Below are 25430 nucleotides of genomic sequence, written 5' to 3'. Positions count from 1 at the left end.
CCGGTCAGAAGCCCCAACTGGCGCGCAGGATGCCGGCGTGGCTCTGGTAATCGCGGCGCAGGTCGCCGGAATATTCCAGCCGCAGGGTGACGTGGTCGCCCTGTTCCAACGTGGCGCCCAGATTGATGCCCAGGCCGTCCGCCGCCGCCTGGCCTGACGCAGCGGCGAAACCCACGCCGGCCATCACCCCGGTGACGGCGACCGGGCCGTTCAGGTACTCATGCTCCCACACCAGGCGCAGGTCGGGCGACAGGCGGCCTAGGGGGGTGTCCAGGCTGGTGGTGATCCGGGCGCCCAGTTCCTGCGTCAGGCCGTTGATCACCTGGGCATTGACGGCCAGGTCGGCGACACCGGCGTCATGTTCGCTATAGTCGTCGTTGGTCAGGCGCACGGCCCGCAGGCTCCATTGCGGGGTCAGGGTCAGGCGTGAGGTGACCGGCAGGTCATACCCCACCGTGATCTTGCCCAGGTACTGTTCCCCACCGTAATCGGCGTTGGCGCGCGCACCCAGGAAGTCGATCCAGCGGCGCTGGTTGTAATCGTTGTAGCCCAGGCTGACCTGGCCCTCGACCGACAGGCGATGGTCGGCGAAGTCCGGCCGCCAGACGCTGTAGGCGGTCAGCTGATAGGTCTTCACCCGCGTCAGGCTGCCGGCGGTCATGCCTTGGCCCGTGGCGGAACTGTCCAGCCAGCTGAACGCCGCGCCCGCCATCAGCTGCGGGTCGATGAACCAGTCGGCACCCACCACCAGGCCGGCGCTGCTGGCGCGGAAGCCGGTGGCCTCCGGGCTGTTGGCGCGCAGGGCGCCGCCGCCCAGGATTTCACCCCAGATGGCGCTTTTCTGCCCGCTGGACCCTGCCGCCATGCCCCGGTCGCCGCCCGGCCCGTCCATCAGGCCGGCCACGGCCTCCTGGTGTTCGCCCACGGCGGTGGTCACCGGGGCGGAGATGGCGGTCGACAGCTGGGCGATCAGCTGGGCTGGGGCCAACTGGGCGATCGCCATGTCCATGGTCCGGCCCGTCAGGGGGCTCAGGCGCGACAGCACGGCGGTCTGGAAGGCCACCGCCGCCGGGGTGGTGGCGTCGGCGATCTTGTTCAGGGCGATGCCGATGCCGGCCGCCGGCCCGCCGGCGGCGGCACCGATGGCGGCGTAGTCGGGGTGGGTGGGGGTGCTGGCCGTGTTCAGGGTCAGCACCAGGTCGGTGGTGGCGCCACTGGTGATCGTGCTGCTGGTCACCGTGTAGCCGCTGGCGGTCAGGGTCAGGCCGCTGGTCGTCAGGCCGGAACCGGCCGAGACGATGGTGTAGCTGCCGGCCGCCAGGTTGCCCGTCAGGGTGATGCCGCCGCCGGTCAGGCTGGCTGACCCGCTGATTACCAGGCTGCCGTAGCTGTTGGTCGACGCCACGCCGATCACCAGGCCGCCGGCCGTCTGGCTGTAGCTGCCGGTGATGTTGATGGCGCTGTTGACCAGCAGGGTGGCCCCGCTGTTCACCACGCTGTGCGTGCCGACGTTGATGGCGTCGTTCAGCAGCAGCGTGCCGGACACGAAACGCAGATTGGCCAGGGTGTTGGTGATCTGGCCGATGCCGCCGTTGGCCCCCGTCAGGGTGCCCGGTGCCGCGTCGGTGCCGCCGCTGATCGACAGGTCGTTGGCGGAATAGTTGGCGATGGTGCCGGCGATGGTGCCGGTGACCGACAGCGCCCCCAGGCTGCCGGTGCTGGCGATGTACAGCGCGGTGGCCGAGGACAGGGTGCCGCTGACGCCCAGGCTGGCCAGGGTGCCGCCGATGTAATCGTTGGTGGCCACGGCCAGCAGGGTGTCGCCGCTGATGCTGCCCACCTCCGCCAGGCCGGTGACGCCGCCGATGACGGTGGCGCCGGCATAGCTGGAGCCCGCCCCGCCCTGGACCAGGGTGACGCTGTCGCCCGCCAGATAGTTGGCGGTGCCGGACAGGCCGGCGTTGACCACGCCGCCGGTGATGCTGGCGGCGGCGCTGACCGACAGCACATGGCCGTTGGCGCCCAGGGTGCCGGCGGTCTGGCTGTAGTTGCCCGTTACCGCCACATCGTTGCTCAAGGCCAGGTTGGCCCCGGCGTTGGTCACGGTGTGGCTGCCGACGTTGATGGCGTCGCCCAGGCTGAGGTCGCCCGAGGCGAAGGTCAGGTTAGCCAGCGTGTTGCGGATGGTGCCGCCGGTGAAGGTGCCGACCACGCCGCCGGTGCCGCCCGTCACCACCAGATCGTTGGCGCTGTCGTTGACCACATTGCCGATGATGACGCCGCTGTTGGCGATGGTGCCCAGGATGCCGCTGTTGTAGAGCGCGGTGGCGCCAGCGATGCTGCCGCTGTTCGACAGCGTGCCGATGGCGCCGCTGTTGTGCACGCCGTAGCTGGCGCCGGTGATGGCGCCCTGGTTCACCAGGACGGCGATGGACCCGGTGTTGTTCAGGCCGGCGGCTTGGGGGGCTGGGGCATCCGTCAGGGCGCCGGTGTTCAGCAGCGTGCCGATGGTGCCCTGGTTGTAGAGGCCGATCGTGCCGGTGGCGGTGCCGCTGTTGACCAGCACGTCGATGGTGCCGAGGTTGTTGATGCCGAACAGCGTGCCCGACAGCGTGCCGCTGTTGGTCAGGGTGGCAACGCTGCCGGTCGCGGCGATATGGGCGGCGGTGTCCACGCCGCTGATCGTTCCCGTGTTGTTGAGGGTGCCGACGGTGCCGCCGACATAGTCGTTGGCCCCCGCCAGCACCAGGTCGACGGTGGACCCGATGGTGACGATGGTGGTGGCGACGGCCAGGCCGCTGATGCCGCTGCTGACGGTGACGCCGTAGCTGGAGCCCAGGCTGCCCTGAACCAGGACGCCGGCGGCGTCGCCCGCCAGGTAGTTGTCGGTGCCGGACAGTTTGTCGGTGGTGACGGCGCCGCCGCTGATGCTGGCGGTGCCGCTGACCACCAGGGATGATGTGCCCAGGCCCAGGGTGCCGTCCGTCTGGCTATAGTTGCCGGTGATGCTGACCGTGCTGGTCAGCGTCAGGGTGGCGCCGGTGTTGGCCACCGTGTGAGTGCCCACGTTGATGGCGTCGCTGGTGGCGATGCTGCCGCCGGACAGCACAACGTCGGCACCGGTGCTGACGATGGTGCCGCCGGTGAAGGCGCCGACGCTGCCGGCCGACCCGCCGGTGATGGTCAGGGCGTTGACACTGGCGTTCACCACGTTGCCGACGACCGTGCCGCTGTTGGAGAGATTGCCCAGGCTACCCGTGCTGCCGACGTACAGCGCCGTGGCGCCGCCGGCGGTGTTGGTGAGCGTGCCGGTGACGGCCAGGCTGGAAAGCGTGCCGCCGACATAGTCGTTGGCGGCCACGGCCAGCAGGCTGGTGCCGCTGGTGGTGCCCGCGGCGGACAGGCCGGTGACACCGCTGGTGACGGTGGCGCCGGTGTAGCTGGAGCCCGTGCCGCCCTGCACCAGGGTGGCGCTGTCGCCCACCAGGTAATTGGCCGTGCCGGTCAGGCCGGCATCGACCACGCCGCCGTTGATGCTGGCCGCATTGCTGACGGTCAGCACATGGCCGGCCACGGCCACGGTCCCGGCCGTCTGGCTGTAATTGCCAGTGACCGTCAGGTCGTTGGCCAGGGTCACGGCGGCCCCGCCATTGGCCAGGGTGCCGCTGCCGACATCGACCAGGTCGTTCAGCAACAGGTTGCCGGTGGCCAGCACGACGTTGGCGAGAGTGCTGGTGATGGTGCCGCCGGTCAGGGTACCGATGGTGGTGCCGCTGCCGCCGGTGAAGACCAGGGGGGCGGCCGACAGGTTGAGCACGTTGCCGGCGATGGTGCCGCTGTTGGCCACCGTGCCCAGGACGCCGTCATTGTACAGCGCGGTGACGCCGGTGATCAGGCCGCTGTTGCTGACCACGCCCACGGTGCCGTGATTGGCGATGCCGTATTGATCGCCCGCCAGCAGGCCGCTGTTGCTCAGGGTGCCGATGGTGCCGGTGGCGGCGACATGGACCGCCGTCTGGACCCCGCTGATGGAGCCTGTGTTGTCCAGGTTGGTCAGGCTGCCGCCGACGTAATCGTTGGTGCTGGTCAGCAGCAGATCGACGGTGGATGCGCCGGAGACCACGGTGGAGGTCAGCGTCAGGCCCGCGACGGTGGAGGTGACGCTGACACCGTCGTAGCTGGAGCCCAGGCTGCCCACCACCAGGGTGCCGTTGTTGGCGCCCGCCAGGTAATTGCCCAGGCTGCCCACGACCGCCGTGGCCACGGTGCCGCCGCTGATGCTAGCGACGCCGCTGACCACCAGGGTGTAGTCGCCCACCACCAGCGTGCCGTTGGCTTGGGTGTAGTTGCCGGTGATGCTGACGACGTTCAGCAGGGACAGGCTGGCGCCGTCGTTCACCACCGTGTGGGTGCCGACATTGAAGGCATCGGCCAATGCTTGGCTGCCGCCAGCGAACACCACGTTGCTGGCCGTGTTGCTGATCGTCCCGCCGGTCAGCGTGCCGCCCGCACCGGTCAGGACGAGGTCGCCCGATGACAGGTTGACGATGTCGCCGGCGATGGTGCCGCTGTTGCTGACCGTGCCCAGCGTGGCCGAGGCCGCGTTGTAAATGGCGGTGGCGCCGCTGATCAGCCCGTCGTTGACGATGGCGGCCAGGGTGCCCAGGTTGTCGATGCCGGCCCCGGTCCCGATCAGGGCGCCAATGTTGGTGACGGTGCCCACGCTGCCCGTGACGGCCACGTAGAGCGCGTTGTGGGCGCTGAGGGTGCCGTTGTTGGCCAGGGTGGCGAGCGTGCCGCCGACATAGTCGTTGGCCGCCACCACGTACAGGGCGCTGACGCCGATGGAGCCGGTGACCTCCAGCCCCGTGACATCCGTGGTGTAGCCCAGGCCGGTGAAGGTCGTGCCGGTACCGCCGATCACCACCGGGGTGCCGCTGCCCTGGCCCGCCAGCAGGTTGATGGTGCCGGGCGTGCCGGTCAGCGCGATGGTGCCGCCGGTCAGCAGGGCGGCACCGCCGGCCACCAGCTGGCCGCTGCCATAGGCCAGCGACAACGTGCCGGTGGACTGGACATAGGCGCCCGTCACGCTGACGACGGTGTTCAACAGGACGTTGGCGCCGTTGTTGACCAGCGTGTTGAGGCCGACATTGACGTCGTCGTTCAGTGCCAGGTTGCCACCATCCAGCACCACGTTGGCGATGGTGCTGGTAATGGTGCCCCGGCCCGACTGGCCGGTCAGGGTGCCCACGGTGGTACCGCTGCCACCGGCGATGGTCAGAGCGTTGGCCGAATTGTTGACGATGTTGCCGGCGATGACGCCGCTGTTGGCGATGCGGCCGATGCTGCCGCTGTTGTAGAGGGCGGTGGTGCCGCTGATGGTGCCGCTGTTGGCCACCAGGCCGATGGTGCCCAGGTTGTTGATGCCGCTGCGGACGCCGTCCAGCAGGCCGCTGTTGGACAAGGTGCCCAGGCTGCCGCCGGTGGCGACATAGGCCGCCGTCAGAACGCCGCTGATGGTGCCCGCGTTGTTCAGGGTGCCCAGCGTGCCGCCGATGTAGTCGTTGGACGCGGCCACCACCAGGTCGACATTGGCCCCCACCGTCTGGGTGTCCGCGGCCACGGTCAGGCCGGTGACACCGGAAGTCAGGCTGACGCCGGTATAGCTGGACCCCGCCCCGCCTTGCACCAGGATGACACCCGTGGCGCCCCCCACCACATAGTTGCCCGTGCTGGCAACCGAGGCGTTGATGGTGCCGCCGGTGATGGCGGCCACGCCGCTGACCACCGCCGCGTAGGTGCCCAGGACCAGCGTGCCGCTGGCCTGGCTGTAGCTGCCGGTGATGCTGAGCGTGCTGGCGAGGGCCAGACTGGCGCCGTCGTTCACCACCGTATGGCTGCCGACATTGATCGCGTCGGCCAGCGTCTGGCTGCCGCCGGCGAACACCATGTTACTGGTGGTGTTGCTGATGGTACCACCCGACAGCGTGCCGCCGCTGCCGGTCAGCACCAGGTCGCCTGTGGACAGGTTGACGATGTTGCCGTTGATGACGCCGCTGTTGTTGATCGTGCCCAGTGTGGCCGTGGCCGCGTTGTAGATGGCCGTGACGCCGCTGATCAGGCCCGCGTTCGCCAGCGTGCCGATCACGCCGCTGCCGCTGTTGCTGATGCCCGTCGCCGACCCGACGATGCTGCCCAGCAGCGTGCCGAAGCCGATGTTGCCCAACTGGGCGATGAAACCGGTGTTGTTGACACCGATGGAACCGGAGATCAGGCCCGCGTTCTGGACGATGGTCATGCTGCCGGCGTTGGACAGGCCCGCCGTCACGCCCGTCATGGTGCCGGCGTTGCCCAGGCCGTAGAGCGTGCCCTGGTTGTCGACCGCCGCCCCGGTCGTGCCCAGGATGGTGGCGTAGTTGGTCAGCGTGCCGAGGTAGCCGGCGTTGGCGATGCCCACCGCACCCGCCATCAGGCCGGGGCTCACCGCCGTGCCCAGCGTCCCGTTCAGGATGGAGGTGAGGGAACCCAGGTTGCTCAGCGCCGCCGTCGCACCCAGCAGCGTGCCGCTGTTGGTCAGAGAGCCCAGGTTGCCCGTGGCCGCCACATAGACCGCGTAATCAGCACTGATGGTGCCGGTGTTGGTGATCGAGCCGTAGGTGGCGCCGATGTAGTCGTTGACGCCGACCACCACCAGGCTGGTGCCGCTGGTGGTGCCGCTCACCGCCAGGCCGGCCACATTGCCCACCGACACGGTGGCACCGCTGTAGTCGGAGCCGGTACCGCCTGCCACCAGGGTGATGGAACTGGTGACCCCCGCCAGGTAGTTGGCGGTGCTGGACAGGCTGGCCACCACCGTGCCGCCGCTGATGCTGGCCGCACCGCTGACCACCAGCTGGCTGGTGCCAAGGCCCAAGGTCCCCGCCGACTGGCTGTAGTTGCCGCTGACCGAGACGATGCTGCTCAGCAGGACGCTGGCGCCGCTGTTGACCAGGGTGCCGGCACCGACATTGACCGTGTCGTTCAGCAGCAGGTTGCCGGACGCCAGCACCACGTTGGCCAACGTGCTGGTGATGGTGCCAAGGCCGGACTGGCCGGTCAGGGTGCCGATGGTGGCACTACTGCCGCCGGTGAAGACCAGGGCGTTGGCGCTGGTGTTCACCACGTTGCCCTGGATGGTGCCGGTGTTGGCCACGGTGCCCAGGCTGCCGCTGGTGTACAGGGCGACGGCACCGCTGATCAGGCCGCTGTTGGCGATGCCGCCGATGCTGCCGCTGTTGTAGATGCCGTAGGACACGCCGCTGATGGTGCCCTGGTTATCGACCAGGCCGATGATGCTGGCGTTGTTCAGGCCGGCGGCGTCGACCGAGGGGGCGTCCAGCAGGCTGCCGGTGTTCAGCACCGTGCCGATGACACCCTGGTTGTACAGGCCGACGGTGCCGGTGGCGACGCCGCTGTTGCTGACCAGGCCGATGCTGCCGTGGTTGTCTATGCCGTATTGGTCGCCGCTCAGCAGGCCGCTGTTGGTCAGGGTGCCGATGCTGCCGCTGGTGGCGACATAGACCGCCGTCAGCACGCCGCCAATGGTGCCGCTGTTGTCCAGGTTGGACAGGGTGCCGCCGACATAGTCGTTGGACGATGCCAGCAGCAGGTCGACGTTGGACCCGATGGTGGCGGTCTGCGACACCAGTGTCAGGCCGGCGACGCCGGAGGTGATGCTGACCCCGGTGTAGCTGGAACCCGTCCCGCCCTGCACCAGTGGTGCCGGCGCTGGTCCCGGCCAGATAGTTGCCCAAAGAACCCACCACCGCCGTGCTGACGGTGCCGCCCGTGATGCTGGCGGCACCACTGACGACCAGGGTGTAGGCCCCCGTGATAAGGCTGCCGCTGGCCTGGCTGTAGTTGCCGGTGATGCTGACCGTGCTGGCGAGGGCCAGGCTGGCGCCGCTGTTGACCACCGTGTGGCTGCCGACATTGATGGCGTCGGCCAACGTCTGGCTGCCGCCCGCGAACACCACGTTGGAAGAGGTGTTGCTGATGGTGCCACCGGTCAGTGTGCCGCCGCTGCCGGCCAGCACCAGGTCGGCCGACGACAGGTTGGTGATGTTGCCGGCGATGGTGCCGCTGTTGGCGATGGTGCCCAGCGTGGCCGTGGCCGCGTTGTAGATGGCCGTGACGCCGCTGATCAGGCCCGCGTTCGCCAGCGTGCCGATCACGCCGCTGCCGCTGTTGTTGATGCCGATGGCGGACCCGACGATGCTGCCCAGCAGCGTGCCGAAGCCGATGTTGCCCAGCGCACTGATCGTGCCGGTGTTGTTGACACCGATGGAACCGGAGACCAGGCCCGCGTTCTGGACGATAGTCATGCTGCCGGCATTGTTCAGGCCCGCCGTCACGCCCGTCATGGTGCCGGCGTTGCCCAGGCCGAAGAGCGTGCCCTGGTTGTCGACCGCCGCCCCGGTCGTGCCCAGGATGGTGGCGTAGTTGGTCAGCGTGCCGAGGTAGCCGGCATTGGCGATGCCCACCGCACCCGCCATCAGGCCGGGGCTCACCGCCGTGCCCAAGGTGCCGTTCAGGATGCTGGTGATGCTGCCCAGATTGCTCAGCGCGGCACTGGCGCCCAGCAGCGTGCCGCTGTTGAACAGCGTGCCCAGCGTGCCCGTGGCCGCCACATAGACCGCGTAGTCGGCGCTGATGCTGCCGGTGTTGGCGATGCTGGCCAAGCTGCCGCCGACATAGTCGTTCAGGCCCAGGACCACCAGGTTGGTGCCGCTGGTGGTGCCGCCCACCGCCAGGCCGGCCACGTTGCCGACCGCGACCGCAGCACCGCTGTAGCTGGAGCCGGCGCCGCCCGCCACCAGGGTGGTGGAACTGGCCACACCCGCCAGGTAGTTGGCGGTGCTGGACAGGCTGGCCGTCACCGTGCCGCCGGTGATGCTGGCGGCACCGCTGACCACCAGCTGGCTGGCGCCAAGGCCCAAGGTGCCGGCCGACTGGCTGTAGCCGCCGGTGACCGAGACGATGCTGGTCAGCAGGACGTTGGCGCCGCCGTTGACCAGGGTGCCGGTGCCGACATTGATGGCGTCGTTCAGCACCAGGTTGCCGGACGCCAGCACCACGTTGGCGAGCGTGCTGGTGATGGTGCCCTGGCCCGACGGGCCCGTCAGCGTGCCCACCGTGGCGCCCGTGCCGCCCGCGATGGTCAAGCCGGTGGCGCTGAAGTTGACGATGTTGCCCTGGATCAGGCCGGTGTTCACCAGCGTTCCCAGGTTGCCGGTGCTGGCGATGTAGACCGCCGTGGCAGCACTCAGGGTGCCGGTGTTGGACAGCGTGCCGATGCTGCCGCCGACATAGTCGTTGCTGACCGACAGCAGGAAGGTGTTGCCGCTGATGCTGGCCGCGGCACTCAAGCCCGCCACGCCCGAGACCGTCGCCGTGGCGCCGGTGTAGCTGGACCCCGCCCCGCCCTGCACCAGGGTGTAGGCGCTGCCCACCAGGTAGTTGGCCGTGGCCGACAGGCTGGCCAGCACCGTGCCGCCAGTGATGCTGGCCGCCCCCGTCACCACCAGCTGGCTGGTGCCGGGGGTGACCGACAGCGTGCCCGAGACCTGGCTGTAGCTGCCCGTCACCGTCACGGTGCCGCCCAGCCCCAGGCTGGCGCCGCTGTTGACCACCGTGTGGCTGCCGACATTGAGCTGGTCCGCCAGGAGCTGGCTGCCACCCGCGAACACCACGTTGGAAGAGGTGTTGCTGATGGTGCCACCGGTCAGTGTGCCGCCGCTGCCGGCCAGCACCAGGTCGGCCGACGACAGGTTGGTGATGTTGCCGGCAATGGTGCCGCTGTTGGCGATGGTGCCCAGCGTGGCCGTGGCCGCGTTGTAGATGGCCGTGACGCCGCTGATCAGGCCCGCGTTCGCCAGCGTGCCGATCACGCCGCTGCCGCTGTTGCGGATGCCCGTCGCCGACCCGACGATGCTGCCCAGCAGCGTGCCGAAGCCGATGTTGCCCAGCGCACTGATCGTGCCGGTGTTGTTGACACCGATGGAACCGGAGACCAGGCCCGCGTTCTGGGCGATGGTCATGGAGCCGGCGTTGGACAGGCCCGCCGTCACGCCCACCAGCGATCCTGCATTGCCCAGGCCGTAGATCGTGCCCTGGTTGTCGAGCGCCGCCCCGGTCGTGCCCAGGATGGTGGCGTAGTTGGTCAGCGTGCCGATATAGCTGGCGTTGGCGACGCCCACGCCGCCCGCCATCAGGGCGGCGCCCACCGTGCCCAGCGTCCCGTTCAGGATGGAGGTGATGGAACCCAAATTATCCAGCGCGGCGTTGGCGCCCAGCAGCGTGCCGCTGTTGAACAGTGTGCCCAGCGTGCCGGTCGCCGCCACGTAGACGGCGTTGTTGGCGCTGACGGTGCCGGTGTTGGTGATCGTGCCGACACTGCCCCCAACATAATCGTTGAGGCCAAGGGTATAGAGGGCGTTGCCGATGGCGGTGCCCGTCAGTTCCAGGCCCGTCACGCCGCTGGCCAGGACATAGCCGGTATAGCCGGACCCGGTTCCGCCGGCGATGACCGGGCTGCCGCCCGTCGCACCCGCCAGGACATTGGTGGTGGCGGAGACGCTGGCGAGCGCGACGGTGCCGCCCGTGACGACGGCCGCGCCACTGACCACCAGTTCGCCGCTGGACGCGTTGACCGACAGCGTGCCCACCGATTGGCTTAAGTTGCCGGTGACACTGACAACGGTGTTGATCACCACATTGGCGCCGCCGTTGACCAGGGTGTGGGCACCCAGGTTGATGGTGTCGTTCACCAGCAGGTTGCCGCTGGCCAGCACGACGTCGGCGCCGGTGCTGGTGACGGTGCCCTGGCCCGATTGGCCGGTCAGGGTGCCCACCGTGCCGGCGGCACCGCCGGTGATGGTCAGGGCGTTGGCCGACAGGTTGGCGATATTGCCGGCCACCGTGCCGGTGTTGGCCAGGGTGGACAGGGTGCCACCGGCGGCGATGTAAAGGGCATCGACGCTGCCGGTCAGGGTGCCGGAGTTGGACAGGGTGCCCAGGGCGCCGGATCCGGCGACATAAACGCCGTAGGTGGCCCCCAGGCTGCCGCTGTTGGCGATGCTGGACAGCACGGTGCCGACATAATCGCTGGTGAAGGCCAGCAACAGATCGACATTGCTGCCGATCGTGGCGGTGCTGCCCGTCACGCCGGCGCCGGCCAGGCCGGTCACCACGGTGGCGCCGGTATAGCTGGACCCCGTGGTACCCTGGACCAGGGTGAAGCGGTCGCTGGTCAGGTAGTTGGCGACCGACGCCAGGCTGGCGTTGACCGTGCCGCCGCCGATGCTGGCGGTGCCGCTGACCACCAGCTGGGCGCCCTGGGCCAGGGTCAGGCCGCCGGCCGACTGGCCGTAATTGCCGGTGACGCTGACGATGCTGGCCAGCAGGACGGACGCGCCGATGTTGGAAAGAGTGCCGCTGCCGACGTTCACCCGGTCGTTCAGCAGCAGGTTGCCGGTGGACAGCACCACGTTGGCCAGCGTGCTGGTCAGGATGCCCTGGCCGGATGTGCCGGTCAGGGTGCCCACGGTGGCGCCGCTGCCGCCGGCGATGGTCAGCACGTTGGCGCTGGCGTTGAGGATGGTGCCGGCGATGGTGCCGCTGTTGACCAGCGTGCCGATGGTGCCGCTGTTGGTCAGGGCGTTGCCATTGAGCAGCCCGGCGTTGACCAGCGTGGCGATGGTGCCGCTGTTGTTGATGTCCCAGGCCGTGCCCAGCAGGGTGCCGCCGGCCAGATTGGACAAGAGGCCGATGCTGCCCGCGTTGACGATGGCCGATGCCAGCCCGCCGACAATCAGGCCGGCGTTGCTGACGGTGCCGATGGCCGCGCCGCTGGCGACGCTGACGCCGGTGGCGCCGTTCAGGGTGCCGCCCGTCAGGTTGGCCAGGGTGGCGATGGTGCCGGCGGCATCGGCGACGGCGACGTAACCGGCGATGGTGCCGCTGTTGCTGAAGGCGCCGATGTTACCGGAATTGATGACGCCGCGGGTGGTGCCGGCGATCAGGCCGCTGTTGGACAGGGTGGCGATGGTGCCGCCGGCCGAGTTGCGGATGCCCATGCCGACGCTGCTGCCGCCGCCGATGATGGTGCCGGTGGTGGTGTTGATCAGCGTGCCGACGGTGCCGGCGTTGCTAAGGCCGGCGACGGTGCCGCTGTTGCCGGTGGCGGTGATCAGGCCGCTGTTGTTCAGGGTGCCCAGGGTGCCGGCGCCCAGGATCGAGATGCCGTAGCGGCTGGCGGTGATGGTGCCGCTGTTGGACAGCGACCCCACGCCGGTGCTGGCGATCTCCACACCATAGGTGTTGCTGGCGGCGATCCTGCCGCTGTTGATCAGGACGTCGATGCGGGTGGTGGCGATGCCGGCGGTCACGCCGCTGATGGTGCCGCTGGCGGCGTTGATGACAGTGGCGATGGTACCGCCACTGTCGATGCCGTACCCCGTGCCGGTGATCAGGCCGCTGTTGGTGATGGTGCCGATACGGCCGCTTGTGGTCACGCCGACGCCGCTGCGCCCGCTGATCGTCCCGCCCGCCTGGTTGGTCAGGGTGACGATGGTGCCGCCGGTGGCGACGAAGACGCCGAAGCCGGAGGAGGAACCTGCCAGGGTGCCGCTGTTGACCAGGGTGCCCAGGCTGCCGGTGCCGGCGATGTAGACCGCCGTTTGCACGCCGCCGATGCTGCCCGTGTTGCCGATGGAGGCGTAGGTGGTGCCGACATAATCATTGCGCGCCACCAGCAGCAGGTTGTTGCCCGACACGCTGGTGCTGTTCGAGAAGCCGGTGAGGGTGTTGGTGGTCAGCGCCAGGCCGCTGTAGCTGGACCCCGACCCCCCGGCCACCAGGGTGCGCGATGTGCCGGCGACATAGACGCCGGTGCTGCTGGAACCGACCGTGACGGTGCCGCCGGTCAGGGTGGCGGCCCCCGTGACCACTAGAGCATTTTGAAATAAGGCTGAATCGGTAAGGGGGATTCCCATTTATTTGGGCCTCTGATTCACTGCGTCTGTCTTGAGATGGAGGCAGTGGCGATGGGTCGTCCGTATTCAATGGATCTTCGTGAACGGGTAGTGGCCGCAGTTCAGGGGGGCCTGTCGCGGCGTCAGGCGGCGGCTCGGTTCGGTGTGAGCGACAGCGCGGCGATCAGGTGGATGAAGCGCCTGAACGAGACGGGTGACGTCGCCCCTGGTCAGATGGGCGGTCACAAGCCCAAGAAGATATCCGGTGACCATCACACCTGGCTTGTTGCGCGCTGCCAGGAGCGGCCCTTCACCCTGGCCGTCCTGATCGCGGAACTGGGGGAACGCGGCCTGAAGGTCGACTACCGTTCGGTCTGGGAGTTCGTCCGTGGCCAGGGGCTGACTTATAAAAAAAGACGCTGGTCGCCAGCGAGCAGGACCGCCCCGACGTTGCCCACCGACGAGCGCAATGGGTGAAGCACCGGGCGTCGGTCGATCCGTCCCGCCTGGTGTTCATCGACGAAACCTGGACCAAAACCAACATGGCGCCACTCCGAGGATGGGGGCCGCGCAGTGAGCGCCTTGTCGGCAAGGCGCCCTTTGGCCATTGGAACACCATGACCTTCCTGGCCGCCCTGCGCCATGACCGCATCGAGGCTCCTTGGCTCTTGAACAAGCCCGTCAACGGCCAGCGCTTCCAGGTCTATGTCGAGGAGGTTCTCGCTCCGACCTTGAGCAAGGGCGATGTCGTCATCATGGACAACCTTCCCTCCCACAAGGCCAAGCCCGTTCGCAAGGCCATCCGCGACGCCGGCGCTAAGTTAATCTTCTTACCAAAATACTCCCCGGACATGAACCCCATCGAGAAGTTCTTCTCCAAGCTCAAGCATTCTTTGCGTGAGGCCCAGCCACGATCTATCGAGGCCCTCTGCAAGAGCATCGTAAAGACCATGGATACTGTTACGCCAGCGGAATGCTCAAACTACTTCAAAAGTTGCGGGTATGGACCAACCTAAAATCATAATGCTCTAAGTTGCCGCTTGAACCCAGTGTCAGCGCACCGGTGGTCTGCCGATAGGAGCCGGTGACGGTGAGGGTGTTCACCAGGCTGAGGTTGGCAGTGTTGACCAGGGTGGGGGCGGTGACGTTGTCGTTCAGCAGCAGGTTGCCGGACGCCAGGGTAAGGTTGCTGTTGGCGCTTAGGGCGCCGATGTTCAGAACGGTGCTGATGGTGCTGTAGCCGGTCAGCGTGCCCACGGTGGCGCCGGTCCCACCGTTGATGACCACGCTGTCGCCGCCGTTGAGGGTGATGTTGCCGACGATGGTGCCGCTGTTGTTGATCACGCCCAGGCTGGACAAGGTATCGACGAGGATGGCGGCGCCGCCGCCCATGAGCAGGCCGGCATTGTCCAGCGTGCCGATGGTTCCCGCGGCGCCTGCCGTGCTCCCGGTCAGCCATATGGCCCGTGACCCGGCGCGGATGGTGCCGCTGTTGGACAGCGTGTTGATGGTGCCGCCATTGGCGATGGCGAAGGCGGTCTGCCCGGCGCCGATGCTGCCGGTCCCGGTGTTGCTCAGGCTGTTGATGACGTCGTAAACCACGACGCCGAAATAGGCGCCGTTGATGCTGCCGCTGTTGACCAGCGTGCCGATGGAGCCGCCCTCCAGATACATGCCGGTGAAGACGGAGGTGATGAGGCCGCTGTTGCTCAGGGTCCCAATGCCACCGGTGTCATGGATGGCCATGGGGCGGCTGGAAATGGTGACAATGCTGCCTGAGATGATGGTGGTGCCAAATACGTCGGCGATGGTGCCGGTGTTGATCAGCGTGTCGATGCGGCCGGTGTTGTTGATGCCGGCCCGGGAGCCGCTGATCACGCCGCTGTTGCTCAAGGTGTGGATCGTCGAGGAAGAGGCGACGAACACACCCGTCATCCCCTTTATGACACCACCACTGTTGTTGTTGAGCTGGGCCATGATGCCGGCGGAGATGACGCCGCCGTAGTTGCCGTGGGTGTCCTGGATGGTGCTGGTGATCGTGCCGGTATTGGTGATGGTGGTGTTGGTGCCGGTGTCGTAGACACCATCCCCGCCGGTGATCAGGCCGCTGTTGGTCAGGACCAGGTTGCTGCCCGATGCCACGAAGACACCGTTGGTGGAACCCTGGACCACGCCGGTGACGACGTAGGGGGTGGTGCTGCTGTTGACCGTGCCGGTGCCGATCTGCGTGCCGGCGATGGTCAAGGCCTGGGCGGGCTCAACCGCCGCCATGCCCAGGATCACCCCCATCACCACCAGGGAACTGCCGGCCAGCAGCTTCTGCCGCGAATGTCCGCCCATGGTCGCCATCGTTACCCCCGCCCCTTCCAGGATCCGTCAGGCGCGAGCAACCGCACCTCATTTTCCATTTATGGAAGTTCTTACGGGGGTATGCAGAATAGATCAACTGTTGAGGTAGTGATCAATCGTACTGCCAACTGCGTATCGGATCAGGACGCACCTACCCTGGATATATGCCTTTTGCGTGCAATCGACGGAATGTCCGACGATTCTTGTTCCAGACTGTCGCGCAAATACTCGATCAGTAGTGCAACCTTCGGTGACAGGTGGCGGCGGTGGGGATAGACGGCCCAGACGCCCTCATCCGGCGGGCGCCACCCATCCAGCAGGGTGACCAGGCGGCCCGCCGCCAGGTGGCCGATGACGTAGAAGTCCGGCAACTGGCAGATGCCCAGACCCTGCAGGGCCGCATCGACCACGGCGAATCCGCTGTTGCAGTGCCAGTTCCCCTGCGGCCGGAACTCGACCAATTGGCTGTCGGCCTGGAAGTGCCAGACGTCGGTGGTCCCCACCAGGCAACGGTGGCGGGCCAGGTCGTCCAGCGTCTGCGGCCGGCCGTGCCGCTCCACATAATCGGGTGCGGCGCACAGGTAACGGGTGCGCGACGCCAGCCGGGTGGCGATCAGGCGGCTGTCGTGCAGGCTGCCGGTGCGGATGGCGAGATCAAAGCCTTCGCCCACCAGATCCACCACCCGGTTGCTGAGGTCTATGGTCACGGCCAGTTGCGGGTGGTCGGCCGCGAAGCGGTTGACCAGGGGGACGATGTAGCGCTCGCCATAAGCGATGGAGCAGGTCAGGCGCAGATGCCCCTTGGGCGCGCCGTCCTGCTCGCTGACGGCGGCGTACATGTCCTCGCGCTCATCCACCAGGCGGCGGCACCGTTCCAGGAAGGTGGTGCCGGCGTCGGTCAGGCTGACATGGCGGGTGGTGCGGTAAAGCAGGCGGACCTGCAACCGGTCCTCCAGCCGCGCCACCTCCCGGCTGACGTGGGAGGTGGAGATGCCCAGGCGCTTGGCCGCGCGGGAGAAGCTTTCCGTCTCCCCCACGGCGATGAATTCGTCGATACCGTCCCATCGCGCCATCGCAAAGGCACCCTCGGATTGTTGCCGTCCAACAACAATCATTTGCCGAGGCACCCCGCCCTTGCCAGAAAAAACGATACTATAGTCGCGCGGACGAAGCCGCCCCGCCTGACATAAGGTGGCGGTATCAAGGCCGGCCGACCCGGCATTCATTCTGCATGAGATAGGACACGCACCCATGAAGACCCGCGCTGCCGTCGCCTTCGAGGCCAAGAAGCCCCTGGAGATCGTGGAAGTCGACCTCGAAGGCCCGAAGACGGGCGAGGTTTTGGTGGAGATCATGGCGACGGGCATCTGCCACACCGACGCCTACACCCTGGATGGCCTGGACAGCGAGGGCCTGTTCCCCTCCATCCTGGGGCATGAGGGGGCGGGCATCGTGCGTGAGGTGGGGCCGGGCGTCACCAGCGTGAAGCCGGGCGACCATGTGATTCCCCTGTACACGCCGGAATGCCGCCAGTGCAAATCCTGCCTGTCGGGCAAGACCAACCTGTGCACCGCCATCCGTGCCACGCAGGGCAAGGGTCTGATGCCCGACGGCACCAGCCGCTTCAGCTACAAGGGCCAGCCCATTTTCCATTACATGGGCTGCTCCACCTTCTCCAACTTCACGGTGCTGCCGGAAATCGCGGTGGCCAAGATTCGTGACGACGCGCCGTTCAAGACGTCGTGCTACATCGGCTGCGGTGTCACCACCGGCGTGGGTGCCGTGGTGAAGACGGCGAAGGTGGAGCCCGGTTCCAATGTCGTCATCTTCGGCCTGGGCGGCATCGGCCTGAACGTCATCCAGGCGGCCCGGATGGTGGGCGCCGACAAGATCGTCGGCGTCGACATCAACGACAGCAAGGAGGAATGGGGCCGCCGCTTCGGCATGACCCATTTCGTCAACCCGAAGAAGGTGGAGGGCGACATCGTCCAGCACCTGGTGGCCCTGACCGACGGTGGTGCCGACTACACCTTCGACTGCACCGGCAACACGGTGGTGATGCGCCAGGCGCTGGAGGCCTGCCATCGCGGCTGGGGCGTCTCCGTCGTCATCGGCGTGGCGGAGGCCGGCAAGGAAATCTCCACCCGTCCGTTCCAGCTGGTGACGGGCCGGGTGTGGAAGGGTTCCGCCTTCGGCGGCGTCAAGGGCCGCACCGAGGTGCCGAAGATCGTGGACTGGTACATGAACGGCAAGATCCAGATCGACCCGATGATCACCCACGTGCTGAACCTGGACGACATCAACAAGGGCTTCGACCTGATGCACGCCGGCGAGTCCATCCGTTCGGTTGTGGTGTTCTGATTATCTTTAGGTTCCCTCAAACGCCGGGCGCCGCCGTCCGGCGGCTTGGCTTACGGGCCTGACCGGCCCGCGTCGGCGGTCGCCGACGTCCAGAGGAAGCGGGCTGTCTGCCCGTTTCCTCTGGTGCGAGCTTCAAGAATATCAGCGCCTATTGCCGGAGAGTTGTCCCATGACCCTTGAGACCGTCTCGACCAGCCGCAGCCATGGTGGCACCCAGGGCGTCTACCGCCATGCCTCGACCTCGACCGGCACGCCCATGGTGTTCAGCGTCTTCGTGCCGCCCCAGGCGGCGGACGGGGGCAAGCTGCCGGTGGTGTGGTACCTGTCGGGCCTGACCTGCACCCATGCCAACGTGACCGACAAGGGCGAATTCCGCGAGGCCGCGGCCGACCTGGGCCTCATCATCGTCTGCCCCGACACCAGCCCGCGGGGCGAGGGTGTGGCCGACGATCCGGCCTGGGACATCGGTCAGGGGGCGGGTTTCTACGTCGATGCCACGCAGGCGCCCTGGACGCCGCATTTCCGCATGTGGTCCTACGTGACCAAGGAACTGCCGGACGTCGTGGCGGCCAACTTCCCCATCGATCTGGGCGCCCAGGGCATCACCGGCCACTCCATGGGCGGGCATGGCGCCCTGACCGTGGCGCTGCGCCACCCCGGCCGCTTCAAGGCCGTGTCGGCCTTCGCCCCCATCGTGGCGCCGACCCAGGTGCCCTGGGGCCACAAGGCCTTGCCCGCCTACCTGGGCGATGACCAGGCGGCGTGGCGCCGGCATGACGCCGTGGCCCTGATCCAGGACGGTGCGCGCGTGCCCGACCTGCTGGTCGACCAGGGCACGGCCGACGGCTTCCTGGAAAACCAGCTGCGGCCGGAACTGCTGCGCCAGGCCTGCGCCGACGCCGGCATCCCCCTGACCCTGCGTTTGCAGGAGGGCTACGATCATTCCTACAACTTCATCTCCACCTTCATGCGCGACCATCTGGAATGGCACGCTGAGCGCCTGAAGTGAGCCGTTGACGGCCCCGGCGGGCGGCCCCACCTATGGCGGTGGCCTCCCTTGTGCCGGGGCCGGAAGCGGGAGGATCACATGGGCAAGCAGGGGCGCATCCGCGTCGGCATCGGCGGCTGGACGTATGAGCCGTGGCGGGGGACCTTCTACCCCGACGGCCTGACCCAGAAGCGCGAACTGGAATACGCCAGCGCCAAGCTGACCTCCATTGAGGTCAACGGCACCTATTACGGTTCGCAGAAGCCCGAGAGCTTCGCCAAATGGCATGACGAGACGCCGGACGATTTCGTCTTCGCGCTCAAGGGCCCGCGCTTCACCACCAACCGCCGCGTCCTGGCGGAGGCGAAGGAGTCGGTGGAGAAGTTCCTGACCGGCGGCCTGCTGGAATTGAAGGACAAGCTGGGCCCCATCAACTGGCAGTTCATGCCGACCAAGAAGTTCGATGCCGGGGATTTCGGCGCCTTCCTGGAACTGCTGCCCCCGACGGTGGAGGGCCGCGCCATCCGCCACGCGGTGGAGGTGCGGCACGACACCTTCCGCGCCCCCGAGTTCGCCGATCTGGCGAGGGCGCGCGGCGTCGCCGTCATCCGGGCCGGCGACAGCGACTATCCGGAGATCGAGGCCGACACCGCCCCCTTCGTCTACGCCCGCATCATGGGCACGACGGAGGGGCACGGGAAGGGCTACAGCGACGCGGCCCTGGACGCCTGGGCCGACAAGGCCAAGGCCTGGGCGGCGGGCGGCCGCGATGTCTACCTCTACGTCATCAGCGGCCACAAGGTGCGCAACCCCGCCGCCGCCATGGCGCTGATCGAGCGGCTGGGATGATGCGCGACCTGCTGGCCGGGCTGGAGGCGCCCCCGCCGGCGCGGCAGGAGATCGGCCCCGGTGCCGTCATCCTGCGCGGCTGGGTGCTGGACCTGGCGCCGGACCTGCTGGCGGCGGTCGCGATGGTGGCGGGGGCGGCGCCCTTCCGCCACATGGTGACGCCGGGCGGGTTCGAGATGTCGGTGGCCATGACCAACTGCGGGGCCGCCGGCTGGGTGACGGACCGTGCCGGCTATCGTTACGACGGCCGCGATCCCCTGAGTGGCCGGCCCTGGCCGGTGCTGCCGCCCCTGTTCCGCGACCTGGCGGCCGGGGCCGCGGATGAGGCGGGTTATCCCGGCTTCGAACCCGATGCCTGCCTGATCAACCGCTATGAACCCGGCAGCCGCCTGACCCTGCACCAGGACAAGGACGAGCGCTACCAGGGCCATCCCATCGTCTCGGTGTCGCTGGGCCTGCCGGCGACGTTCCAGTTCGGCGGCCCCAAGCGCGCCGACCCGGTGCGCCGCGTGCCCCTGGACCATGGCGACGTGGTGGTCTGGGGCGGGCCGTCCCGCCTGTTCCACCACGGCATCCTGCCCTTGAAGGAGGGGGAGCATCCCCTGCTGGGCCGGCGGCGCATCAACCTGACGTTCCGCCGGGCGTTCTGATCAGTCCGTCGCCGGCCGCTTGGCGCAGCCGTACAGGATGACCTGGCACATGGCGCGGTAGCGGGCGGTCAGCTGTTCCGAGGGGAAGGGCGGCAGGCTCTGGTTCACGGCGCGGGCGCCGTCGGCCAGGGCCTGGGCCACCTGGGCCACCGTGAACTCCCCCGTCAGTGCCAGGCGGCCTTCCGCCTGCAACTCCAGCAGCAGGGCCGCCAACCGGGCCTGGAAATTGACTGCCGCCTCGATCATCTGGGCACGGCCGCGTTTGAAGGCCTCCGCGTTCAGGTCGATGATGTGGGGCGACTGGTTCAGGACGCGGCGGGTATAGCCGTAACGGGCGTCCATGATGGCGGTCATGATGTCCAGTGCGCTGCCCCCGGCCTGGCGCACCTTGTCCCCGGCCGCCATGCCGGTTTCGATCAGCTGTGCGTTCTCATGCCGGATGGTGGCCTGGAAGGCCGCTTCCTTGTTGCTGAAATAATGGTACAGCGCGCGCCGGGTGAAGCCGCAGGCCTCCGCCAACTCCACCATCGTCAGGTCGCTGTAGCCGTAGTCCAGAAACGCCCGTTGGATCCGCTGCATCAGATCTTGGCCGGGCTTCATTGTTTTTTCTGCCATAGGTGCCGCTAGTTCCGCATTCCGCCGCTATCAGGCACCAGTACTTGGTGGCTGTCTCAGCCTAGCGCACGTGCGCAGATGTATTAACCATTTTTTGGGGCTGATATTCACCGTACCACGGTTTAGTCACCGGCTGGGGCGGGAGATAGTGGCCTTTTGGTGAGAATGGGACGCATTCGGGTGGTGCGATACTTGGTCTCAGCTGGGTGCGGGGGGGTGTTATTTAGCCCCCTGGTGGCCGCTGACGCTATGGCCGGCGTCGGGCGCCAGCTTCCAGGCATCCACCAGGCTCAGCACCACCGCCGCCCCCATGGCCAGGAAGGCGTTGCGGTAGTCGGTCAGATCCGGCGCCCCTTGCGGGTGGCCGCGCAGGAAGGCGCCCAGGTTCAGGGCCAGCGCCCCCGCCACCACGCCCAGGCCCGAGGTCAGTTGCGCCAGCATGGCGGCCAGGGTGTTGGCGGCCGACACCTCCGGCTTGGGCACGTCGGCGAACTGGATGGTGCCCATGGCGGTGAACTGCATGGAGCGGAACATGCCGCCGGTGAACAGCACCAGGCCGATGATCCATCGGGGCGTCTCCGGCGTGAACAGGCCGCAGGCCGCCAGGGAGATGCCGACCAGCGCGCCGTTCAGGACCAGCACCCGGCGGAAGCCGAAGCGGCGCAGCACCTGGTTGGTCATCAGCTTCATCGTCAGGTTGCCGGCGAAGATGCACAGCACCAGCTGGCCGGCGACGAAGGCGTCCAGGCCCAGCACTGTCTGGAACAATAACGGCGTCAGGAAGGGCACGGTGCCGATGGCGATGCGCTGGACCGACCCGCTCCAGATCGACACGGCGTAGGTCGGCAGGCGCAGGGCGTCCAGCTTGAACAGCGGCGACGGGTGGCGGCGGCAATGGCGGATGGTCAGGGCGCTCAGCACCACGCCCAGGCCCAGGCCGGCCAAGGTCTGCCCCGGGGCCTGCGCCCCCTGGCCCAGGCTGTCCAGGCCGAAGACCAGGGCGACCAGGGCGCCGGCCGACAGTAGGAAGCCCAGGGCGTCCAGCGGGCGGCTTTCCGCCGGCCGCTCATTGGGGATCCAGGCGATGGTCAGGGCCAGCGCCGCCAGGCCCAGCGGCAGGTTCAGGTAGAAGATCCACGGCCAGCTGGCATAGGTGACGATGAAGCCGCCCAGCGGCGGCCCCAGGACGGGGGCCACCAGGCCGGGCCAGACGGTGGTGCCGATGGCCCGCATCAAATCCTTCTTGTCCGTGATGCGCAGGATGATCAGCCGGCCCACCGGCACCATGGCGGCGCCGCCGATGCCCTGCAGCACGCGGGCGGCGGTGAAACTCCACAGGCCGGGGCTGAGACCGCACAGCAAGGACGACAGGGTGAACAGGGTGATGGCGCCGCCGAACACCGTGCGCGGGCCGAAGCGGTCGGCCACCCAGCCGCTGATGGGGATGAACACGGCCAGCGCCAGCAGATAGGCCGTCATGCCCAAATTCATGTCCACCGGCGCCACGCCGAAGGACCGGCCCATCTGCGGCAGCGCCGTGGCGATGACGGTGCCGTCCAGCATCTCCATGAAGAACGCGCCTGCCACCAGGAAGGTGATGGCGCGGCTGTGGAGCTTGGGCTGCGGCGGGGCGGCGGTTGCGGTGTCGGGCATGGGGCACAGGCGGTGGGGAAGCGGTGCGACGGCCGACTATGCCGCCGGCGCACCGTTCCCGTCCCACGCAAAGGTACCGGATCAACTATCCGTTCGCCTGTGCGCTATCGGCAGGTGGTTTCACCCCACCTTCCACGCCATGGTGCCCTTGGGTGCCTTGTACCAGCCGGGGTCGCGGTAGTCGGCGGCCACTTCGTCGCGCACCTTGATCACCGTCACCATGCCGCCCATGTCCAGGGCGCCGTAGGGGCCGGTGCCGGTCATCATCGGGGGCGTGTTCGCCGGGCCCGGCATCATGCCGGCCATGGCCCCCATGTCGCCCATGCCGCCCTCACCCATGGGCATGTAGCCCGGCAGCTGCTTGGCCATGTCCCGCGCCACGTCCCGCTGGTCCACGCCCAGGAAGTTGGGGATATCGTGGCCCATGGTGTTCATGGCGTGGTGGCCCTTGTGGCAGTGGAAGGCCCAGTCGCCGGGGTTGTCGGCCACGAACTCCACCGTGCGGGTGGTGCCCACCGGCACCTGGATGGTGGTCTCCGGCCAGCGTGCCCCTTCGGGGATCATGCCGCCGTCGGTCCCGGTCACCCACATGTGGTGGCCGTGGATGTGCATGGGGTGTTCGTGCATCGACACGTTGCCGATGCGCAGGCGCACCCGCTCCCCCGTCTTCACCACCAGGTGCTCCACCGCCGGGAAGACCCGGCCGTTGATGGTCCAGGTGTCGTGCTCCAGCATCACCGCCGGGTCGGGGCGCGAGGTGCCGGGGTGGATGGCCCAGGCGTGCAGCATCATGGTGTAGTCGCGGTCCACCGGGCCGATGGCGGCATCCTTGGGATGGATGACGAACATGCCCATCATGCCCACCGCCATCTGCACCATCTCGTCATAATGGGGGTGGTACATCTGGGTGCCGTGCTGGCGCAGCGTGAACTCGTAGGCCCAGGTCTCCCCCGGCGGGATGGGCGGGGCCGACAGGCCAGCGACGCCGTCCATGCCGGACGGCAGCAGGATGCCGTGCCAATGGATGCTGGTGGCCTCCGGCAGCCGGTTGGTCACCAGGATGCGCACCCGGTCGCCCTCCACCGCCTCGATGGTGGGGCCGGGGGTGCTGCCGTTGTAGCCCCAGACCTTGACCTTGAAGCCGGGCGCGAATTCCTGTTCGAACTCATGCGCCGTCAGGTGAAATTCCTTGACGCCGTCCTTCATCACGAAGGGCAGGGTGCCGCCGTTCAGGGTGCCACTATTCAGGGTGATGGTGGCCGGCCGGTCGGTGCCGGGCACCAGGCGGGGTGGCCGCGGCGGGGTCACCGGTGCCGCGGCCTTCATGCGCGTGGCCATGGGCGCCGGTTTTGCGGGCGCCGGCTTGGGCGCCATGGTCATGGACCCCATGTCCATATGGCTGTGGTCCTGCGCCGACGCCTTGGTGCCGCGCAGCAGGGCGCCGGCCCCGCCCAGCAGGGCGGCGGACTTCAGGATCTGGCGGCGTGCCCAAATGCTCATGACGGGCCTCCCGGTTGGGTCGTGGTGGGGATTTGCCGGCCGCCGGCCAGGCGGATCAGGTCGCCGTCGGCCAGCCAATAGTCGCGGACGGCGGCGATGTAGCGGCGATAGGCGGTGATGCGCGCCTGGCGGGCGGCCATCACCTCGAACGGGCTGGTCAGCATGAAGTTGTATTCGGCCATGCCCAGGCGCACCAACCGCTCCTGCAAGGGGATGACGGTGTCATGGTAGCGGGTCGCCAGGTCGCGGGCGCGGGCCAGGCGGTCATAAGCCTCGCGCGCCTGGGACCGCAGATCGACGGCAGTCTGCATCACGCGGCGCGCCTCCTGCCGATACTCCGCCACCGCCTTGGCCGCCGCCGGCTGGCCCTGGTCGAACAGCGGCAGGGGCAGTTGGAAGGCCGGGCCCAGCACCAGGGACCGGTCGGTCTCCCGCTCCCCGCCCACACCCAGGGCGGATTCCGACCACAGGCTGTCGGCGCCGGCCAGGCCCAGGGACTCCGCCTTGGCCGCCACCGCACGCCGGGACGCCGCCAGGGACAAGTTGCCGGTGACCACGGCAGTTTCCACCATCGCCCGATCCGGCTCATGGGGTGGCAGGTCGGGCAGGGTGCCGTCCACCGACCAGGCGCCCTCATCACCCGACAGGCCCATCAGCCGGGCCAGGGTTTCGCGCGTGGCGACGGTTTCGCCCTCGGCCTCCGCCTGGTCCACGCGGGCCTCCTCCAGTGCGGCCTGCTCCGTCGCCAGGCGCCGCTCGCTGACGTTGCCGGCCTGGGCCAGCCGGCCCATCAGGTCATAGGCCGCCTGCTCCGCCATGGTCGCCTGGGCTTGGGCGCGGGCGTTTTCCAGGGCCGCGCGGTGGCGGATGTAGGCGGCGCGGGTGTCGGCCGCCAGGTCGATGATCTGGGCGGAGGTCGCCAGCTTCACCTGTTCGAACCGCTCCGCCGCCACGCGCCGGCGGGCCGGGATCCACAGCAGGTCCAGGAAGTTGGCGACGACGCTGAATTCCAGCTTGGGCGGCCCGTCGCCGCGGGTGGGGAACTCCGTCGCCAGCGACAGCAGCGGGTTGCGCAGCAGGCCGGCCTGTACCAGGTCGGCCTGGGCCACGCCCAGATCCTCATAGGTGGCCTGAAGGCCGGAATTGTTCAGCAACGCCACCTGCACGGCACCATCCGCCGTCAGCGGATGGGACAGCAGATCCTTGACCGCCTGGGCAGCGGCCTGGTCGTCGGCATCGCCGCGCTTCCAGGCCACCCGTTGGGCCAGGGGTGGGGGCAGGCGGTCGGCCACCTGCCGCTGAACATCGGGGAAGCCGGCCTCCGGCGGAACGGAGGCGCAGCCCGCCACGGCCGCCAGCAGGGCGACACGCGCGAGGGTTCGTACCAGCATCGGGTAAACTCGAAAGGGGAAGGGGCAGCGGCTTGGGGCGCCGTCACGCGGGATATGCGTG

Annotated in this window: 12 protein-coding genes; 5 read left to right on the top strand and 7 right to left on the bottom strand. The window is 68.2% G+C overall.

Translation table 11 applies throughout. The features are described 5' to 3' along the window. Nucleotides 1-4: 4 nt before the first annotated feature. The gene (locus PW843_07965) at nt 5-7753 is read right to left on the bottom strand and encodes a hypothetical protein (GenBank protein ID MDE1146545.1); all 7749 of its coding nucleotides are present in this window, start codon (nt 7751-7753) and stop codon (nt 5-7) included. Between the two features lie 5332 nt (nt 7754-13085). Between PW843_07965 and PW843_07960 the strand changes: the two genes are divergently transcribed. Next, nucleotides 13086-14029 (top strand): IS630 family transposase gene (locus tag PW843_07960; protein MDE1146544.1). Its coding sequence is split into 2 segments (ribosomal slippage): nt 13086-13421 and nt 13424-14029, totalling 942 coding nucleotides; the frame shifts between segments, so codons are not numbered across the junction. Here PW843_07960 and PW843_07955 read toward each other — a convergent pair. Both PW843_07955 and PW843_07950 read right to left on the bottom strand, forming a co-directional pair. Then, a complete protein-coding gene (locus PW843_07955) occupies nt 14001-15353 on the bottom strand; it encodes a hypothetical protein (protein MDE1146543.1) in 1353 nt (450 codons plus the stop codon). The genes PW843_07960 and PW843_07955 overlap by 29 nt on opposite strands. Before the next feature lie 149 nt (nt 15354-15502). Then, nucleotides 15503-16435, bottom strand: a complete 933-nt coding sequence (locus PW843_07950) for a LysR substrate-binding domain-containing protein (protein ID MDE1146542.1) — start codon at nt 16433-16435, stop codon at nt 15503-15505. A 178-nt stretch (nt 16436-16613) separates the two neighbouring features. On the opposite strand from PW843_07950, the gene PW843_07945 reads away from it, so the two are divergent. From PW843_07945 to alkB, 4 genes are all read left to right on the top strand, one after another. Continuing rightward, nucleotides 16614-17723, top strand: a complete 1110-nt coding sequence (locus PW843_07945) for an S-(hydroxymethyl)glutathione dehydrogenase/class III alcohol dehydrogenase (protein MDE1146541.1) — start codon at nt 16614-16616, stop codon at nt 17721-17723. A gap of 169 nt (nt 17724-17892) precedes the next feature. Then, nucleotides 17893-18732 carry an S-formylglutathione hydrolase gene (fghA, locus tag PW843_07940; GenBank protein ID MDE1146540.1) on the top strand — a complete coding sequence of 280 codons (840 nt, stop codon included), beginning with the start codon at nt 17893-17895 and terminating at the stop codon, nt 18730-18732. 78 nt (nt 18733-18810) lie between these two features. Beyond that, nucleotides 18811-19560, top strand: a complete 750-nt coding sequence (locus tag PW843_07935) for a DUF72 domain-containing protein (protein MDE1146539.1) — start codon at nt 18811-18813, stop codon at nt 19558-19560. Further along, nucleotides 19560-20210 (top strand): DNA oxidative demethylase AlkB, encoded by a 651-nt coding sequence (alkB, locus tag PW843_07930; GenBank protein ID MDE1146538.1) that lies wholly within the window; start codon nt 19560-19562, stop codon nt 20208-20210. The genes PW843_07935 and alkB overlap by 1 nt, the downstream gene beginning before the upstream one ends. Here the strand turns inward: alkB and PW843_07925 are convergent, their stop codons facing one another. The 4 genes from PW843_07925 to PW843_07910 all read right to left on the bottom strand — a co-directional run bounded on the left by PW843_07925 (nt 20211) and on the right by PW843_07910 (nt 25369). Continuing rightward, nucleotides 20211-20789, bottom strand: a complete 579-nt coding sequence (locus PW843_07925; protein MDE1146537.1) for a helix-turn-helix domain containing protein — start codon at nt 20787-20789, stop codon at nt 20211-20213. 255 nt (nt 20790-21044) lie between these two features. Continuing rightward, nucleotides 21045-22478: an MFS transporter gene (locus PW843_07920; GenBank protein MDE1146536.1), complete on the bottom strand. Its 1434-nt coding sequence runs from the start codon at nt 22476-22478 to the stop codon at nt 21045-21047. A gap of 120 nt (nt 22479-22598) precedes the next feature. Next, the gene (locus PW843_07915) at nt 22599-23978 is read right to left on the bottom strand and encodes a copper oxidase (protein ID MDE1146535.1); all 1380 of its coding nucleotides are present in this window, start codon (nt 23976-23978) and stop codon (nt 22599-22601) included. Then, the gene (locus PW843_07910; protein MDE1146534.1) at nt 23975-25369 is read right to left on the bottom strand and encodes a TolC family protein; all 1395 of its coding nucleotides are present in this window, start codon (nt 25367-25369) and stop codon (nt 23975-23977) included. Before PW843_07910 ends, PW843_07915 begins: the two co-directional genes overlap by 4 nt. Nucleotides 25370-25430 lie beyond the last annotated feature (61 nt).

The organism is Azospirillaceae bacterium (genome assembly GCA_028283825.1).
In the GTDB taxonomy this organism is placed as follows: Bacteria; Pseudomonadota; Alphaproteobacteria; order Azospirillales; family Azospirillaceae; genus Nitrospirillum.
This window is presented reverse-complemented; position numbering and strand designations above follow the sequence as displayed.

What these genes read in the sequence shown, in the direction of transcription:
- PW843_07955 (MDE1146543.1), bottom strand. Translation starts at nt 15,353, where the DNA reads ATGGGCGGACATTCGCGGCAGAAGCTGCTGGCCGGCAGTTCCCTGGTG.
- PW843_07950 (MDE1146542.1), bottom strand. Translation starts at nt 16,435, where the DNA reads ATGGCGCGATGGGACGGTATCGACGAATTCATCGCCGTGGGGGAGACG.
- PW843_07945 (MDE1146541.1), top strand. Translation starts at nt 16,614, where the DNA reads ATGAAGACCCGCGCTGCCGTCGCCTTCGAGGCCAAGAAGCCCCTGGAG.
- fghA (MDE1146540.1), top strand. Translation starts at nt 17,893, where the DNA reads ATGACCCTTGAGACCGTCTCGACCAGCCGCAGCCATGGTGGCACCCAG.
- PW843_07935 (MDE1146539.1), top strand. Translation starts at nt 18,811, where the DNA reads ATGGGCAAGCAGGGGCGCATCCGCGTCGGCATCGGCGGCTGGACGTAT.
- alkB (MDE1146538.1), top strand. Translation starts at nt 19,560, where the DNA reads ATGCGCGACCTGCTGGCCGGGCTGGAGGCGCCCCCGCCGGCGCGGCAG.
- PW843_07925 (MDE1146537.1), bottom strand. Translation starts at nt 20,789, where the DNA reads ATGCAGCGGATCCAACGGGCGTTTCTGGACTACGGCTACAGCGACCTG.
- PW843_07920 (MDE1146536.1), bottom strand. Translation starts at nt 22,478, where the DNA reads ATGCCCGACACCGCAACCGCCGCCCCGCCGCAGCCCAAGCTCCACAGC.
- PW843_07915 (MDE1146535.1), bottom strand. Translation starts at nt 23,978, where the DNA reads ATGAGCATTTGGGCACGCCGCCAGATCCTGAAGTCCGCCGCCCTGCTG.
- PW843_07910 (MDE1146534.1), bottom strand. Translation starts at nt 25,369, where the DNA reads ATGCTGGTACGAACCCTCGCGCGTGTCGCCCTGCTGGCGGCCGTGGCG.